16 protein-coding genes and 2 tRNA genes are annotated in these 17071 nt (G+C 39.9%); 13 read left to right on the top strand and 5 right to left on the bottom strand.

Features of this window, described 5'->3' with window-relative positions; genetic code table 11:
- The first annotated feature begins 24 nt into the window (after positions 1-24).
- The 6 genes from tolA to M992_RS13270 all read left to right on the top strand — a co-directional run bounded on the left by tolA (position 25) and on the right by M992_RS13270 (position 4425).
- Entirely contained in the window at positions 25-1209 is a 1185-nt protein-coding gene (gene tolA / locus M992_RS13295) for a cell envelope integrity protein TolA (RefSeq protein ID WP_053909031.1), read from the top strand.
- Between the two features lie 135 nt (positions 1210-1344).
- On the top strand, positions 1345-2649 hold the full coding sequence (gene tolB / locus M992_RS13290) for a Tol-Pal system beta propeller repeat protein TolB (protein WP_053909030.1): 1305 nt from the start codon (positions 1345-1347) through the stop codon (positions 2647-2649).
- 49 nt (positions 2650-2698) lie between these two features.
- Positions 2699-3199, top strand: a complete 501-nt coding sequence (gene pal / locus M992_RS13285; RefSeq protein WP_047255725.1) for a peptidoglycan-associated lipoprotein Pal — start codon at positions 2699-2701, stop codon at positions 3197-3199.
- An 18-nt stretch (positions 3200-3217) separates the two neighbouring features.
- The gene (gene ybgF, locus M992_RS13280) at positions 3218-3982 is read left to right on the top strand and encodes a tol-pal system protein YbgF (RefSeq protein WP_053909029.1); all 765 of its coding nucleotides are present in this window, start codon (positions 3218-3220) and stop codon (positions 3980-3982) included.
- Positions 3983-4191: 209 nt separating this feature from the next.
- A tRNA-Lys gene (locus M992_RS13275) sits at positions 4192-4267 on the top strand.
- Positions 4268-4349: 82 nt separating this feature from the next.
- Positions 4350-4425 (top strand) — tRNA-Lys (locus tag M992_RS13270).
- Positions 4426-4860: 435 nt separating this feature from the next.
- Here M992_RS13270 and M992_RS13265 read toward each other — a convergent pair.
- Positions 4861-5724, bottom strand: coding sequence for an aminoglycoside 6-adenylyltransferase (locus M992_RS13265; protein WP_053909028.1), 864 nt, complete (start codon positions 5722-5724; stop codon positions 4861-4863).
- 193 nt (positions 5725-5917) lie between these two features.
- On the opposite strand from M992_RS13265, the gene nadA reads away from it, so the two are divergent.
- From nadA to aroG, 3 genes are all read left to right on the top strand, one after another.
- Positions 5918-6958, top strand: coding sequence for a quinolinate synthase NadA (gene nadA, locus M992_RS13260; protein WP_053909027.1), 1041 nt, complete (start codon positions 5918-5920; stop codon positions 6956-6958).
- Positions 6959-7017: 59 nt separating this feature from the next.
- Entirely contained in the window at positions 7018-7740 is a 723-nt protein-coding gene (pnuC, locus tag M992_RS13255; protein ID WP_053909026.1) for a nicotinamide riboside transporter PnuC, read from the top strand.
- A 257-nt stretch (positions 7741-7997) separates the two neighbouring features.
- Positions 7998-9050 (top strand): 3-deoxy-7-phosphoheptulonate synthase AroG, encoded by a 1053-nt coding sequence (gene aroG / locus M992_RS13250; RefSeq protein WP_053909025.1) that lies wholly within the window; start codon positions 7998-8000, stop codon positions 9048-9050.
- Positions 9051-9138: 88 nt separating this feature from the next.
- Here aroG and M992_RS13245 read toward each other — a convergent pair whose 3' ends face one another.
- The 4 genes from M992_RS13245 to modE all read right to left on the bottom strand — a co-directional run bounded on the left by M992_RS13245 (position 9139) and on the right by modE (position 13753).
- Complete coding sequence (locus M992_RS13245) at positions 9139-9912, bottom strand: hypothetical protein (RefSeq protein ID WP_134473739.1); 774 nt, start codon at positions 9910-9912, stop codon at positions 9139-9141.
- A gap of 167 nt (positions 9913-10079) precedes the next feature.
- Positions 10080-10832 (bottom strand): 2,3-diphosphoglycerate-dependent phosphoglycerate mutase, encoded by a 753-nt coding sequence (gene gpmA / locus M992_RS13240; RefSeq protein WP_053909023.1) that lies wholly within the window; start codon positions 10830-10832, stop codon positions 10080-10082.
- A 337-nt stretch (positions 10833-11169) separates the two neighbouring features.
- A complete protein-coding gene (gene modF / locus M992_RS13235) occupies positions 11170-12669 on the bottom strand; it encodes a molybdate ABC transporter ATP-binding protein ModF (protein WP_053909022.1) in 1500 nt (499 codons plus the stop codon).
- A 292-nt stretch (positions 12670-12961) separates the two neighbouring features.
- The gene (gene modE, locus M992_RS13230; RefSeq protein ID WP_053909021.1) at positions 12962-13753 is read right to left on the bottom strand and encodes a molybdenum-dependent transcriptional regulator; all 792 of its coding nucleotides are present in this window, start codon (positions 13751-13753) and stop codon (positions 12962-12964) included.
- A 196-nt stretch (positions 13754-13949) separates the two neighbouring features.
- On the opposite strand from modE, the gene M992_RS14845 reads away from it, so the two are divergent.
- The 4 genes from M992_RS14845 to modC all read left to right on the top strand — a co-directional run bounded on the left by M992_RS14845 (position 13950) and on the right by modC (position 16992).
- Positions 13950-14093, top strand: a complete 144-nt coding sequence (locus M992_RS14845; protein WP_072165977.1) for an AcrZ family multidrug efflux pump-associated protein — start codon at positions 13950-13952, stop codon at positions 14091-14093.
- Between the two features lie 360 nt (positions 14094-14453).
- Positions 14454-15224, top strand: coding sequence for a molybdate ABC transporter substrate-binding protein (gene modA, locus M992_RS13225; RefSeq protein ID WP_053909020.1), 771 nt, complete (start codon positions 14454-14456; stop codon positions 15222-15224).
- A 17-nt stretch (positions 15225-15241) separates the two neighbouring features.
- On the top strand, positions 15242-15934 hold the full coding sequence (gene modB, locus M992_RS13220) for a molybdate ABC transporter permease subunit (protein WP_047255715.1): 693 nt from the start codon (positions 15242-15244) through the stop codon (positions 15932-15934).
- Positions 15928-16992 (top strand): molybdenum ABC transporter ATP-binding protein ModC, encoded by a 1065-nt coding sequence (gene modC, locus M992_RS13215; RefSeq protein WP_047255714.1) that lies wholly within the window; start codon positions 15928-15930, stop codon positions 16990-16992. Before modB ends, modC begins: the two co-directional genes overlap by 7 nt.
- Positions 16993-17071: the final 79 nt, after the last annotated feature.

The raw sequence follows: 17071 nt of genomic DNA, 5'->3' as shown, positions 1-17071 counted from the left end.
TGATTCTAATTTTGGATACCAGTCGTGGGAAAGACAAAAGAGCAAAAAAATAAGTTAAGCCGCTCAGTGCTCACCTCGGTGGTTTTGCACGTCGTTTTAATTGGCTTGATCGTTATTGGCTCACTAACCTCTGTGGTTAAATTAGGTGGTGGCGGGCAGGAAGGTACTGTGATTGATGCTGTGATGGTGGATCCAGGCGCAGTCGTTGAACAATACAACCAAATGCAGCAGCAACAAAACAGTGCTAAACAGGCGACACAAGAACGTAAAAAGCAAGAAGAAAAACAAGCGGCAGAATTAAGAGAACAGCAAGCGCAGGAACAAAAACGACTGCAAAAATTGGAAGAAGAACGAATCCAAGCAGAGCGGATGTCAGAAACACAGCGCAAGCAGGCTGAAGAAGCACAAAAACTAGCTGCGGCAGAAGCGGCTAAAAAAGCGCAAGAACAGCAAAAAGCGGCGGAAGAAGCGACGGCCAAAGCACAAGCTGAAAAAGAAAAATTAATTAAGCAACAAGCTGATGCTCAGGCTAAAGCTGAAGCTCAAGCCAAAAAAGAAGCTGAAGCGAATAAAGCCAAAGCCGAAGCTGAAGCCAAGGCAAAAGCAGAGGCTAAAGCGAAAGCCGACGCTGATGCTAAAGCCAAGGCAAAAGCGGATGCAGAGGCCAAAGCAAAAGCCGACGCCGATGCTAAAGCTAAGGCAAAAGCGGATGCAGAGGCCAAAGCGAAAGCCGATGCCGATGCTAAAGCTAAGGCAAAAGCGGATGCAGAGGCCAAAGCGAAAGCCGATGCGAAGAAAAAATCTTCCGAGTCAGCCAAACAATCATCTGCTGTTGATGATTTATTAGGCGACTTAACCTCAAATGGACCGAGTTCAGAAGGGGGAGCTGCAGCAGCAGGGAAGGGAGGCGGCAAAAAATCAGGGGCATCAGATGCTGATGTTGATAATTATCTCGGAAAAGTAAAAGCAGCGATAGAAAGTAAGTTCTATGACTCTAATACGTTCAAAGGAAGAACGTGCGAATTTAGGATTAAATTTGCTCCAACGGGGATGTTATCGAGCATAACACCTACGAATAATCCTAATAACGATCCTGCTCTGTGTAATGCAGCTATCCGGGCCGCTAATTCGGCAAAAATACCAAAACCATTAGCTAGTGTGTATGAGTCACTAAATTCACAGGTGAATATTTTAGAGTTTAAACCTTAATTTTGCTTAAGGCTGTATAATAAATTACAGTCCTTTAGCATAAATAGTTTTCACACTATCTAGTTTTGTTAGTGTTCCTTTGTTAATATTCAGCGAATTATTGCGTTTATGAATACCGCGGTAAGGGAGATGAGAATGAAGCAGGCTGTAAAACAGACTTTTAAAGTCATGATTGGATTTTTAATGTTATGGGCAACCCTTGCTCAGGCTGAAGTTCGTATTGAAATCACTGAAGGTGTCAATTCAGCACAGCCTATCGCTGTGGTGCCATTTAAATGGTCTGGTTCTGCAACGCCACCACAGGATGTGGGACAAATCATTAGCGCTGATTTACGCAATAGTGGTAAATTTAATCCGATTGAACCTAGTCGTATGCCACAACAACCGGCAACTGCGTCAGAAGTTGTTCCTGATGCATGGACAGCTCTGGGGATCAATGCTGTGGTTGTCGGGCAAATTCAACCGGCAGCAGACGGTAACTTTATTGTAAGCTACCAGTTAGTTGATGTCGTTGGCTCACCAGGAACGGTACTATCGCAAAATCAATATAAAGTCACCGGTGATTTATTGCGTTTAGCGGCGCATACTGCGAGTGATGAAGTATTTGAAAAATTAACCGGTATTCGTGGAGCATTCCGTACACGTATCGCTTACGTGGTAAAAACCAATGGCGGTAAATATCCCTATGAATTACGTGTTTCTGATTACGATGGATATAATCAATTTACCATTCATCGTTCTCCGGAGCCTTTGATGTCACCAGCTTGGTCACCGGACGGTGATAAACTGGCGTATGTTACTTTTGAAAGTGGCAGTTCTGCGCTGGTTATTAGAACGTTATCAACCACCGCTGTACGTCAGGTTGCTTCATTCCCACGTCATAACGGTGCACCATCGTTCTCTCCAGATGGTAAAAAACTGGCATTTGCTTTATCGAAAACAGGCAGTTTGAATTTATATGTTATGGATCTAGCGAGTGGTCAAATTCGTCAAGTGACTGATGGCCGTAATAATAATACTGAGCCAAGCTGGATGCCTGATAGTCAAACATTGGTTTATACCTCTGATCAGGCCGGTAGACCACAGATCTATAAAATTAATATTAATGGCGGTACGCCTGAACGTGTGACCTGGGAAGGTACACAAAATCAGGACGGTGATGTTAGCCCAGACGGTTCTTTCCTTGTTATGGTCAGTTCCGGTGGCGGTCAACAGCATATCGCTAAACAGGATCTAGCAACGGGTAACGTTGAATATTTAACGAAAACGTTTCTGGATGAAACGCCAAGTATCGCACCTAACGGCACTATGGTTATTTACAGCTCATCCCAAGGCTTGGGCACTGTATTGCAGCTAGTTTCGACCGATGGGCGTTTCAAAGCGCGTCTTCCGGCAACTGATGGACAGGTAAAATTCCCTGCCTGGTCGCCGTATCTGTGATGCATAATAATAAATGTAATGTATGGCAAACTATTTAAGGATTATAAAGATGCAACTGAATAAAGTGCTCAAAGGGTTGATGTTAGCGTTACCTATCATGGCTGTTGCAGCTTGTAGCTCAAACAAAAACACTGATCAGACTGGTACAGATTCTTCTATGAATCAAACTACTAACTCTGGTCTGTCTGCAGAAGAACTGGCACGCCAGCAAATGCAAGAGCTGCAAAATGAGAACGTCGTGTATTTTGGTTTTGATAAATATAGCATCTCGCCTGAATATGCTCAGCTGTTAGACAAGCATGCAGCATTCCTGCGCACTAACCCATCTGTACGTATCGTTGTTGAAGGTCATGCCGATGAGCGTGGTACTCCAGAATACAACGTAGCGTTGGGCGAGCGTCGTGCGGATGCAGTTAAAAAATATTTGCAAAGCAAAGGCGTTGCAGCAGACCAAATCTCTATCGTTTCATACGGTAAAGAAAAACCAGCAGTGTTAGGTCACACTGAAGCTGACTACGCGAAAAACCGTCGCGCAGTACTGGCTTACTAATAAGAGATTTAGTATCTAATGAACAGTAACTTCAGACGTGTAGTAGTTGGTCTGTCGTTATTGGTTGGCGTAGCGGTCAATGGGACCGCTACAGCCCGCGCGCCAATCATTAATGTCGGGTCAGGATCTAACAGTGATCGCCTCTCTCAAATTGAGACAGCGGTCAATTCTCAAGGCCAATTGTTATATCAAATTCAGCAGCAGCTTTCAGATAGCCAGCGTGATATTGATATGCTCCGCGGTCAAATTCAAGAAAATCAATACAAACTGAATCAGCTAGTTGAAAACCAAAAAGATCTGTACATGAAGTTAGATCAGGTGAGTGGCAGCGATACACCCGCTGCATCTGCGGATAATTCATCTTCAACAACTCCAGCTCCAGCGATATCTAGCCAGAGTGGTAACGAGAAAGATGATTATAATCAAGCAGTACAATTAGCGATGAATAGTAAATCGAAAGCGCAAATCGATGAAGCTATAAACGCATTACAAGGTTTTATTAAGTCTTATCCTAAGTCTTCTTATCAATCAAATGCTAATTATTGGTTAGGGCAGCTTAATTACAATAAAGGTAGCAAAGATGATGCCGCATTCTACTTTGCGACCGTGGTTAAGCAGTATCCAAAATCACAAAAAAGCAGCGAATCATTGTATAAAGTCGGTTTGATTATGCAAGATAAAGGACAAACAGATAAAGCCAAAGCGGTTTATCAACAAGTTTTGAAACAGTATCCAAACAGTACTGGCGCAAAACAAGCTGAAAAGAAACTTAGCGCCCTTTAATTCTTAACCCCGAAGGGATATATCGGTTATTTTCGGGGTTAAGCGAACGATAAGTGTGCACTTAAGCATTTTTTTCAAAAAAATCATTGCACCGCTGTCAGAAATCAGTAATATAAGCCGCCGTTGAGTTAGGAACTTACCTGTTACAGATAAGTTATTAAAGAGTCTATTTATTAGCCTGTAACTAATGTCAACAAAAAGTGAAAGATGGGTCGTTAGCTCAGTTGGTAGAGCAGTTGACTTTTAATCAATTGGTCGCAGGTTCGAATCCTGCACGACCCACCATCTTATTATGAGTAAAGTATTTAGTAAGCCATTTAATAAGCCAAAAGATAGATATTATTAATTAATATCATCAGCTTCAAATGGGTCGTTAGCTCAGTTGGTAGAGCAGTTGACTTTTAATCAATTGGTCGCAGGTTCGAATCCTGCACGACCCACCATCATTTACATTCCCCCATATTATTATCTCTTTCATTATTTTAGTCGCATTTGTATAAAACTGATTATTTAATCATTTATTCCAAATCATTATTATTTTTTGATTCATTAGACATGTGTATATCAATGCAGTAATTGACCGTTAATTACTGGATGCTAGGTAAAGTCTAATTGATTTATTGGCTTACCTACGCTCGCTGATGCGTTTTGTCTACTTAAAGATAGGCATGCCTATATTGATTAGAATTATGCATATACAGCCGTGCAGAGGCGTTGTAATTAGATAATAACCATTTAGTTATTGTATTAATATTTTGACAATTAATTGAATTATGAATTTTTGAATTGATACTTTAAATAATCGCTTTTAGGGTAAGTTTAAGCGATCTATTGCCGCCCAATGACGGGGGCGGCAAAACGATATAATCGTTTTTTAATTAAATTAACTGGTTATCTAGCAAAATATCATTCGCTAACTCGGTTATTTTTTGGCTAACTGAAGAATAATCAGGATAATTTAATGCATTTGCTACTTCTTTGCTGGCTTTAGCAAAGGTATCTAATAATAATATTAATCCGCTCGCCGCTGTATTCGCATTATTAAAATTAAATATTTTATCCATACAGGCCAAATATCGCTTAGGCATCCATTGGTTAAAAGACTTACCTTGATACCAGCAATCTTGGTTTGGATTATCAATCGTGACTAGCCACTCTAGTAAGGTCAATAATCCATTTTTCATACTGTGATCGCGTTGCCATGCTAACCAACGTTCATCACGAGTAAGTAAAATAGCCACTTGATGGGCTTCAAACCAAAAGTCGGTGACTAATGCGTTAAATTGCTCGGCGCTAGGCAGTGATATGCGAGGATGTTGCCCTGGTATGTATTCAGGTAATCCATTAGTAACACCGCTTTTATCTAATAAAACCCCATAACCGCGCGCGTATATTGCATCGAGTCCGGCATGTTTCATGGTGGTTAAACGTATTGGCTCCGCAAATGTAAAATCAATTTTTCGACCTTGCTCAAAAATCACTAAACAGGTTGGCCAGTCGGGTTCATTGGGCTTTTCATTAGCTAATTGTAAAGTAATTAATGGGTTACCAAATTGATTTAACCATTGAGTTGATTGTGTAAAATCATTGACTCCATGCCCCACGAACTCAATATCTAAATCAGAATAATTATCTACCCCAGTCACTCTCGCCCGAGAACCGGTCATAATTACAGCGTCAATGCGCGGATCTAACAGAGCAAATGAAATAATACGATTTAATAATTGAGCGGTAGATTCCATATATTTATCCAGATAAGCATTTAACCCTTAAGGATACCTGTAAATGATACGGAGAGAAACAATTGAAAATAGGAGAGACTTCTTTATTTAGATCGGGTATCTTGTTTAGCATATTAAACAAAAATGGTCGTAAAGCTGTCACTATCTTACAATAAACGACCAAATTAACCTCTATACTAAACAGAAAGAAGCTATGAACGAATTTATTGATTTTAATCAGTCTATTTATCCGTTTCCGACCAAACCTGCTGTGCTCGATGATGCAGAAAAATCATTTTATCGCCAACAAATAAAAACGCTACTTAAAAAACACAATGCTGTGATTGTGGCACATTATTATACCGATCCTGAAATTCAAGCACTGGCTGAAGAAACTGGGGGCTGTGTTGCCGATTCATTAGAGATGGCACGTTTTGGGGCTAATCATCCGGCTTCCACCTTATTAGTTGCTGGCGTGCGATTTATGGGGGAAACAGCCAAAATACTTAGCCCACAAAAAACGATATTAATGCCAACATTAGAAGCTGAATGTTCGTTAGATTTAGGGTGCCCTTCTGATGATTTTAGGCAATTTTGTGCGCAACATCCAGAACGAACCGTGGTAGTTTATGCCAATACCTCTGCGGCGGTGAAGGCCCAAGCTGATTGGGTAGTGACTTCTAGTATTGCCGTTGAATTAATTGATCATTTGGATAGTCAGGGTAAAAAAATCATTTGGGCACCAGATCGCCATTTAGGCAATTATGTTCAGCAGCAAACAGGGGCTGATATTCTGTGTTGGCAGGGCGCCTGTATTGTTCATGATGAATTTAAAATTCAATCGTTAGCTAAAATGAGAATGTTGTATCCTGCTGCGGCATTGCTTGTTCACCCTGAATCACCGCAGGCGATAGTTGAACTTGCCGATGTTGTTGGCTCCACCAGTCAGTTGATTAAGGCTGCACAGTCACTGCCAAATCAAGAACTTATAGTGGCAACAGACAAAGGTATTTTTTACAAAATGCAACAAGTCTGTCCTGAAAAAACATTACTTATTGCTCCAACGGCAGGGGAAGGTGCCAGTTGCCGAACTTGTGCGCATTGTCCATGGATGGCGATGAACGGTTTACAGGCGATTGCTCAGGGGTTACAAGAGATGGGCGCAAAGCATGAAATCCATGTTGATCTTGAATTACGCCAACAAGCGTTGCGCCCGTTAATGCGGATGTTAGATTTTTCTACATTATTGAAATAATTAAAGGCTATTTAAATAAGATCAAATTAAAATTTAATTCATTTAGTTAAGGGGATGGTATGGATTTCTTTAGTACAGCAAATATTTGGATATATATACCCTTAGGTCAAGAAGGGTATCAGCTGTCGTATATTGAAGCAGTTGGAACGTTAGCAGGATTATTATGTATTTGGTTAGCTAGCCAAGAAAAAATTATTAATTATTTTTTTGGTATTATTAATGTCGTGTTATTCGGTATTATTTTTTTCCAAATCCAACTGTATGCGAGTTTGTTATTACAAGTATTTTTCTTTGTAGCTAATATTTATGGTTGGTATGCATGGAGTCGAGTCGATAATCATCAACAAGTGGAATTAAAAATCCGTTGGATGAGCCTACCAAAGACCTTGATTACCTTGATAGTCTCTATTTTAGCTATTCTTTTGCTTACCTATAATATCGATCTAGTTTTTGGTGTCTTAGCCGATCTGGCGATTAAGATCCTCAATATACTGGGTGCAGATTTAAGTGTGCCATTATTAGAGCCTGATGCATTCCCATTATGGGATTCAGTAATGACCATCCTTTCTGTGGTTGCAATGATCTTAATGACCCGTAAATATGTTGAGAATTGGCTAGTTTGGGCTGTAATCAATGTAATTAGTATTGTTATTTTCTATCAACAGGGCGTATTGGCGATGTCAGTAGAATATTTAATTCTTCTCGGTATTGCCGTTAATGGTTCTCGTTTATGGATAAAATCAGCTAAAGAAAATGGTTCTGTACCATTAGAACGCAATTAAGATAAGCAAAACAAAGTAAAAAGGCTAAAGTAGCATTCTCGAACTTTAGCCTTTTTTATAGTTATTCCTCAATTATCTGGGTTAAATCACCAAATATTCTGCTATAAAAAAGCCTTTCATACCTATATGTCATATAAAGCCAAAGAAAAAAACATTTTAGTGCTTAGAAAGGCTGTTTACACCGAGTGAATGAACAGTTAAATTAAAATCACAAAGATAATATTTTAATGATGTAATTGACAATGGACTAAACGGGTATGAATTATCAGAACGATGACGTAAGAATTAAAGAAATTAGAGAATTATTACCGCCAGTGGCATTATTAGAAAAATTTCCAGCGACCGATAAAGCTGCGTTTACCGTTCATGAAGCCCGCCATGCAATCCATAACATACTGACAGGGGAAGATGACCGCCTATTAGTCATTATTGGGCCTTGCTCAATTCATGATACCAAAGCTGCATTAGAATATGCGGAGCGTTTAAATGCCTTGCGAGATGAGTTAAAAGGCTCTCTTGAAATTGTGATGCGTGTTTATTTTGAGAAACCACGGACTACGGTCGGTTGGAAAGGTTTGATTAACGATCCTCATATGGATAATAGCTTTAATATTAATGAGGGATTAAAAATCGCCCGTCAGTTATTGCTGACAATAAACGATTTAGGCATGCCGACAGCGGGGGAATTCTTAGACATGATTTCTCCACAATATGTTGCAGATTTAATGAGTTGGGGCGCGATTGGTGCGCGCACCACTGAATCTCAGGTACACCGTGAATTATCCTCTGGCTTATCTTGCCCTGTTGGTTTTAAAAATGGTACCGATGGTACGATCAAAGTAGCGATTGATGCGATTAATGCCGCTCGTTCCCCACATTGCTTCTTATCTGTGACTAAATGGGGACACTCCGCGATTGTTAAAACTACCGGTAATCCTGATTGCCATATTATTCTACGTGGAGGCAAAGAGCCGAATTACAGCGCTGAGCATGTCAGTGCTGTCCGCGAAGGACTAAAGAAAGCCGGCTTAGCCGAAAGCATTATGATTGACTTTAGTCATGCGAATAGCAGCAAACAATTTCAAAAACAGATGGATGTCGGCGCTGATGTTGCAGGACAAATTAGCCGAGGTGATAAAACCATCACTGGAGTTATGATTGAAAGTCATCTGGTTGAAGGTAATCAGGATTTAGCAGATAAACCCTTAGTCTATGGCCAAAGTGTTACTGATGCCTGTATTGGTTGGGCTGATACTGAAAAACTATTACGCCAGTTGTCTGATGCAGTAGAAACTCGACGTCAAAAGTAAGCTGAGAGTATGATAAAAAACCAGTGCATCAATTAATGCACTGGTTTTTTTTATTAACGGATAGTTAAATGAATAGTTAAATAAATAGTTAAATACTGACAGTCGTCTGCGCTTCAGGCCCTGCTTGTTTAATCTGGGTTAGTAAACGAGCGATATCAGTATCTTGATCTTGTTGTATATCTTTATGATAAAAAACAAATTTACCGATTAACCCTTGGTGATTAATCAGTAAATAAAAATGCGATTTTTTCTCTTTACCGACAGTGACCGCATCTAATGGGATTTGATAGCTATCGCTGAAAAAGGTTGGACGAAATGTCAGTGTTTTATTTTTAATTGCCAATAATGGCGTACCATTGATGCGCCTTCCGATGATATAACGAAAAATAGCCAATACTATCAAAAACATCCCTATGCTTTGCCCCATAGCAAACAGCACTATACCTAATAGCAGCATCATTCCACTTAAAGAGATATTTTTCTGATTGGTAAAGTTAAGACAAATATCGTAGGTTGCGAATGGAGAGCTGGGCTCAAATTTTCTAAAACGCCAGCGAGTCGCTGAAAAAGTCATACCGAAAATAAACACTAGGCTGATAGGAATAAACACCAAACCGCCGAGAAAAGCTAATACCATCGAGGTTTGAGGCCAGTAGCTCATTGTTAGCATACTGATAATTTGTAACGGTACACTAATAGCCGCGATTACAATGAGAAACTTCATAAATTTTAATGCATTACCCGATGGCTCATGGGAAAACCCTACCGTTAGTTCATCGGTTTGTAGCATATAAATCAGTGTCACTAGCAAAGCAATATTGATAGCTAAGCCGATCCAGACATACATATTGAATTTATTCATTTTGTTATCGTAGTTAGTAAAAAAAGGCATAAGATGGTTATATCATAACTGTTTGGCTAATGATAAAAAATAGATTACTGCCTGCGCCTAATATGTGAGTTTGGCGTAGGATAAAAAAAGCCACTTCTGAGAGTGGCTTATTAGATGGCTAAATTGTTAGACTAAAATTATTTAGCTTTACCTTGGTTAGCGACAGCGGCCTGTTTTGCAGCGATCTCTTCTTGGTTACCTAGGTAATAATGTTTGATTGGTTTCATGTTTTCATCGAATTCATAAACCAAAGGTACTGCTGTAGGAATATTTAGGTTCAGAATTTCATCTTCGCCCATGTTATCCAAGTATTTTACCAGCGCACGGAGAGAGTTACCGTGTGCTGCGATAATGACTTTTTCACCTTTCGCGACGCGGGGTTTAATTTCTTGTTCCCAGTAAGGAATAACACGTTCGATAGTTGTGGCTAAACTTTCAGTAACAGGTAATTCACTGTCTGATAGTTGAGCGTAACGTGGGTCATGACCAGGATAACGTTCGTCTTCTTTGGTCAGTTCTGGAGGCGTAATTGCAAAGCCGCGGCGCCATAATTTAACTTGCTCGTCACCGTATTTTGCTGCAGTTTCTGATTTGTCTAAACCTTGCAGAGCACCATAATGACGTTCGTTTAGTTTCCAGCTTTTTTCAACTGGCAACCATTGCTGATCGACTTGATCTAGAATGTTCCACAGGGTATGAATTGCACGTTTTAAAACTGAAGTGTAGGCAAAATCAAATACGAAACCATCATCTTTCAGTAATTGCCCGGCTATTTTTGCTTCTTCACGGCCTTTATCAGACAGTTCAACATCAGTCCAACCAGTGAAACGGTTTTCTTTATTCCACTCACTTTCACCGTGTCTTACTAGAACCAGCTTAGTTACTGCCATAGTTCAAAACTCCTATAAGTACATTCATAAAAATTCGTTATCACTGATCACATTATAGGGATCATCAAGCCGAACGCTAGTCTGAACTGACTAATTACCCTGACTAAATCAAATATTTTTTGCTCAAGGTAGATTTATTGTTCAGCGGATAACCTATCTGCAAATTAATTTATCATAGTTGAGATTCTGATTATTGATCTCAGACGTAGATCGTTCGTAGATAGATGAAAATATAATATATATATCCGATTTAACCCGAAGTGAAACGATACAGCAAGGCATAATTTACTGTTTTTAGCGCTACAGCCATTATCGATTCATTTTGCGATACAGCTCACTATTTTTCAACTATTTCACTTTCATAGCGATAAATCCCATTTTCGGGAATAAATTTCAAGCGGTGCGTAATACAGGTTGGTGCATCTTGTTGATGATGGCTTACAAATAACAATTGAGTGCTGCCTTTGCTTATCATCACATCAATAAATCTAAGGACTAACAAACGATTAAGTTCATCCAAACCTTGTAATGGTTCATCGAGGATCAATAGCGCGGGATGTTTTACCAGTGCTCTAGCGATTAGGATTAAACGTTGTTGCCCCCAAGAAAGCTGTTGAAAGGGCTGAGTTGCGATTTGAGGCGTAAAGCCTAATAAAGCTAACCATTGCTGGGCTAATTGCAATTGACGGTCGGTTGGTGTTTGATACAGACCAATTGAATCATGAAACCCTGAAATAATCACGTTTATTACGCTAGTAGATACGCGGTAATCTTGATGAATGCTGTTGCTGACATAACCTATATGTCGTTTGATATCCCAAATCGTTTCACCACTTCCCCGTTTGCGTCCAAATAAGGTTAAATCATTGCTGTAGCCTTGAGGATGATCGCCGGTAATTAAACTTAATAAAGTGGATTTCCCGGCCCCATTTTCGCCAATAATCTGCCAATGTTCACCGGGGTTAATTTGCCAAGTTAAATGATGAAGAATGGCCTTATCATTGTATTTTACTACGCCATCATTGAGGATCACGCTGGGCTGATCTGATAATAATAGTGGTTCTACTGTCGAGTCTTCAACGTCAGGCAGAGTTAAATCGTTGATTTTCTCACTGTGTCTTAGTTGGGCGATTAAGCTATCAGCTAGAATATGAGTTTTGCTACCCACCATAGTTAGTTGGCAATCTGCGAGGATCCCCATATGCTGAATAAATTCTGGGATTTCATCGAAGCGATTAACTATAACCACTAGCGTTAGACCTTTTTCAGCTAATTCAAGCAGCAATTCATTTAAGCTATTCCGCGAAAATATATCTAAACCATCAAAAGGTTCATCTAGCACCAGTAGGTCTGGGTGGCCCATTAAGGCCTGACATAGCAGAACTTTACGCGTTTCACCGGTTGATAGATATTTAAAGCGCCGTGAGAGTAAATCGCTAATACCAAATTTCTTGGCTAATTCTAGGCAGTACTCATTATCTTTGGTATTTAATTGAATAACTTGCGCGGCACTGTATCCTGTATCGTCTTCATCTTCGCCGAGCAAATCGGTATTATTGCGTAGCCATTCATCTCTGATTATTTTTTGTAATTGTTCAAATGAGATGCGGATACTGTGGGTAAAAGGAGTTTCTATTTGTCCACTTAACGGAGGTAAATCGCCAGTTAGTGCGCTTGCAAGAGCGGATTTACCACTGCCATTCGCTCCGACAAATGCCCAGCTTTGGCCTTTTTTAATCTGTAGCTGTTTTATATTCAGTGTTTTTATATCGCTTAAGCGAAATTTAGCATCAGTTATATTAAGCGCTGTCGCGGGCGTGTGTGATGGCGTAGTCATTAGTTCTCCTTATTATTTACCCAACATGTTTGATAACATCACTAATTTAGAAATTAACTTAAAAAATTAATGTCGATAGGTAGATTGTATATTTACGCTTAAATTAGCGAGCAAAGAGAAAGCTACGCCAATCACGGGTGATTAATTTATACCTTGATTTAACCACATGATGTGTTACACAAATAAGCGTGAATTGGAGTAATGTCAATAGCTTGTGGTGATAAAATAATTTGGTAGGATAGGCTAATTCCCCGAAGAAGTTGGGTTCATCGGAGAATTTATCGCAGAATTATTAACAGAGAGTAGCGATAATCACTTGATCTGCATTAAATAGTGCGGTGACTGTATCGTTTACTGCCAATTTTTGTTGGTCAACTTCTTGATTTGAAAGGGTTGAGCATAAGGTTTCTCCACCATCTAGGCTCACCATAATCTCGCTATTTTCTTTTCCTATTTCTAGGGTAATGATTTTTCCACTCAGAGCATTATCGAATTGATGAAGTGTCGATTGGCCTTTAATCAATTTTATCCAAGGCGCTTTGATTAAGGCCAGCACTTCTTTACCTTCATTTAAGCCAAGACGATTAGCGCTTTGTTCGGTCAATGCAGCATTAATCAGAGTATTGCCATCAGCTAAACGGATTTTAACATGCTGTTGGATATGGCTATGATCACGTTGAATTAAAGTACCAAAAAATTGGTTACGAGCACTGGTTTGTAGTGAGAAACGAGAAATAGCAGCTAATAAACTGTCAAGAGGTAGAGAATCCTCTTTGAGGACATCAAAAGCTTTTTGCTGAATTTTTGCTAATAAATCATAAAGTTGTAATAAGCGTTCGCCATAATGGGTAAGCGTAGTTCCGCCGCCGCCTTTTCCACCAGTTGCGCGGTCAACGAGAATATCATCAGCCATTTGATTCATTTCATTAATTGCATCCCAAGCACTTTTATAGCTGATGCCCGCCAATTTAGCGCCTTGGCTGATAGAACCAGTTGCTTGAATTTGTTTTAACAATGAAATACGACGTGGATCAGCGAATAACCGATCATGCAATTTTAAGGTCAGTAAAATTTCAGCTTGCATAATATCTGTTCTTTTTATTAGGGCTTGAGGAATTCACTTGGAAAGCACGTTTAGTACTTTGCTATAAAAGTAAATTATATAGAATATAATCAATTATAACGCTAATATCAGTTATAATTGTGTAATATCTAAATATTTCCCTCCGTCGCCCCTTCAGGTTGACTTGATGGGTACAGTATCACTGAAAGAGGCCGCAATGTTAGAAATTTTAAAAAGTATGGGCTTTGCGTTACTGATGGTTCCAGTCGTAATGGCCATTATCATGGGATTAATTTATGGGTTAGGGACATTTTTCAACCTACTTTCTAAAGCTCATGTTCATCATACCGAGAAAAAATAATTCTCCTTTATCTATTGGTTACCCGGTTTATATGCCGGGTAATTATTAGCTTTAATTTTGCCTTTCATCAGCTATTCATTCTTACCCATCTGATATATTTCCTTTGACACTATACTGGGCATCTATTTTCTAGCCAATATTGCTGAGCTTGCTTTTCATATGGCTAGCTATCAACGTGACTGGATTGATTTCCAGTGAAAATTTCATTCTTTTTATTTTTTAGCGAGATTGTGCACTCTTTGGCACTTATTGCCTTTCATTTTTCGTTATATCTTGATATATACAACGTTTCCAATCCAATGACTGAATGGCACTTATAGCTATTTAATAACTAGATATTTAATACATAGGTATTTAATAATGAAAAAAAATTTAATCAAGCTTTTCGCAGGTGCTGCCGTAACTCTATCTTTAGCTGGTAATGCGGTTGCCGCTGAAAAAGTCACAGTGTTTGCTGCTGCATCGCTGACTAATGCATTGAATGAAATCGCGGCACAATATAAACAAGAAACCAATAACCAAGTTGTGGCTTCTTACGCATCATCTTCAACCCTAGCTCGTCAGATTGAACAAGGCGCTCCGGCGAACTTATTTATTTCTGCTGACCAGCAATGGATGGACTATGTTATTGATAAGCAATTGATGGTTAAAAATACTCGTTATACTTTGCTAGGCAATGAATTAGTGTTGATCGCCCCTAAAACCGCAAAATTAGATAACGTTGAAATTAATCAGCAAACAGATTGGAAAAAACTGCTCGACGGTGGTCGTATGGCTGTTGGTGATCCTGATCATGTTCCTGTTGGTATCTATGCTAAAGAATCGTTAGAAAAATTAGGCGCTTGGGATACGGTTAATCCAATGTTAGCCAGAACAAATAACGTGCGTAGTGGCATGGCATTAGTTGAGCGTGACGAAGCGCCATTAGGTATCGTTTACGGTTCTGACGCGGTAGCTAGCGATAAAGTTAAAGTGGTTGGTATTTTCCCTGCGGATACCCATAAACCTGTAGAATATCCAATGGCGATTGTTAAAGGCCAGGATAATTCAGCAACACGCCAATTTTATGACTATCTAAAAACGCCTCAAGCAGCTGTTATCTTTAAACAATATGGTTTTAGTCCACTGTAGGAAATAGACTTTTGCAGATGTTAAGTGAGTATGAATGGGAAGCAATCTATTTGAGCCTAAAGGTCTCTACGGTCGCGGTAATTTTTAGCCTACCGTTGGGGATTTTAATGGCGTGGATTTTAGTGCGTTGTCGGTTCCCCGGTAAGACATTACTTGACAGTATTATCCACCTGCCACTGGTGTTACCGCCGGTGGTGGTAGGTTATTTATTGTTAATAAGTATGGGACGGCGCGGATTTATTGGTGAATGGCTATACGACTGGTTTGGTTTCAGTTTTACGTTTAGCTGGCGCGGCGCTGCATTAGCATCAGCGGTAGTGGCATTTCCATTGATGGTCCGAGCCATTCGTTTGGCGTTAGAGGCCGTAGATCAACGGTTAGAGCAAGCGGCTAGAACGCTCAGAGCATCACCGATTAAAGTTTTTTTCACTATCACCTTACCGCTTTCCTTGCCGGGGATTATCGTTGGTGTTGTACTGGCATTTGCTCGCTCGTTAGGCGAATTTGGCGCCACAATTACCTTTGTTTCTAACATTCCGGGGGAAACAAGAACCATTCCTCTGGCTATGTACACTTTAATTGAAACTCCGGGGGCTGAGTCCGATGCGGCTCGTTTGTGTATTATTGCAATTGGTTTAGCATTGGCCTCGTTATTAGCCTCCGAATGGTTAACCCGTTGGGGTAAAAAACGAATGGGAGGAGCATGTTAGAATTAGATTTCTCTCAGCGTCTTGGCGATCTGCAATTAGAAGTTAAAACCCAGCTACCGACCGAAAGCATTACAGCAATATTTGGTTTATCGGGGGCAGGAAAAACCTCATTAATTAATGTGATAGGTGGGCTAACTAAACCGGATAGCGGGCGTATAGTCCTCAATGGCCGCGTGCTGGTGGATAAAGCGAAAAAGATTTGTCTACCGCCAGAAAAACGCAGTATTGGCTATGTTTTTCAAGATGCGCGTTTATTTCCACATTATCGGGTTAAAGGTAACCTAACATACGGTATGGTACCTGAAATGGCATCGCGTTTTGATTCTGTGATTGAGTTACTGGGGATTGAAAAGCTATTAAATCGTTTCCCCATTACATTGTCTGGCGGTGAAAAGCAGCGTGTGGCTATTGGCCGCGCGTTATTAACCGCCCCCGAAATATTATTAATGGATGAGCCGTTAGCTTCTTTAGATTTACCTCGCAAACGTGAGTTATTACCATATTTAGAAAAGTTATCGCAGGATGTCAAAATACCCATTTTGTATGTTAGCCATAGCTTAGATGAAATATTGCGCTTAGCTGATAACGTAATCGTAATGGCGCAGGGGAAAGTAAAAGCCTATGGCACGCTCGAAGATATTTGGGCCAGTAGTGCTTTGCGTCCGTGGTTACAACAAGATTCTTTAAGCAGCGTGCTTAATGTTACGGTAATTAAGCAGCACCCAGACTATGCTATGACCGCGGTATTGGTGGCAAATCAGATATTATGGATGCCTCGAATAACCAGTCAGCCAGATGATCAGGTGCGTATTCGTATTGATGCAGCGGATGTATCTTTAGCATTAACTAAAGCTGAAAATAGCAGTATTCGCAATGTGTTACGCGTCAAAGTGGTCGAATGTATTGAAGATAATGAACAGGTCGATGTAAAGCTGGCATTAGGTGATCATTTCTTATGGGCACGAATTACGCGTTGGGCGCAAGATGAACTGAATATTCAGCCTGAACAATGGTTATTTGCCCAAGTGAAGAGTATTTCATTGAGCCGACATTTATAGTTTTTTATATTGATAATATCTTATATTGATCATAACGGATAATAATCGGCTCAGGAGATTATCGCTCCTGAGCTGGATT

The sequence above is a fragment of the Moellerella wisconsensis ATCC 35017 genome, assembly GCF_001294465.1.
In the GTDB taxonomy this organism is placed as follows: Bacteria; Pseudomonadota; Gammaproteobacteria; order Enterobacterales; family Enterobacteriaceae; genus Moellerella; species Moellerella wisconsensis.
This window is presented reverse-complemented; position numbering and strand designations above follow the sequence as displayed.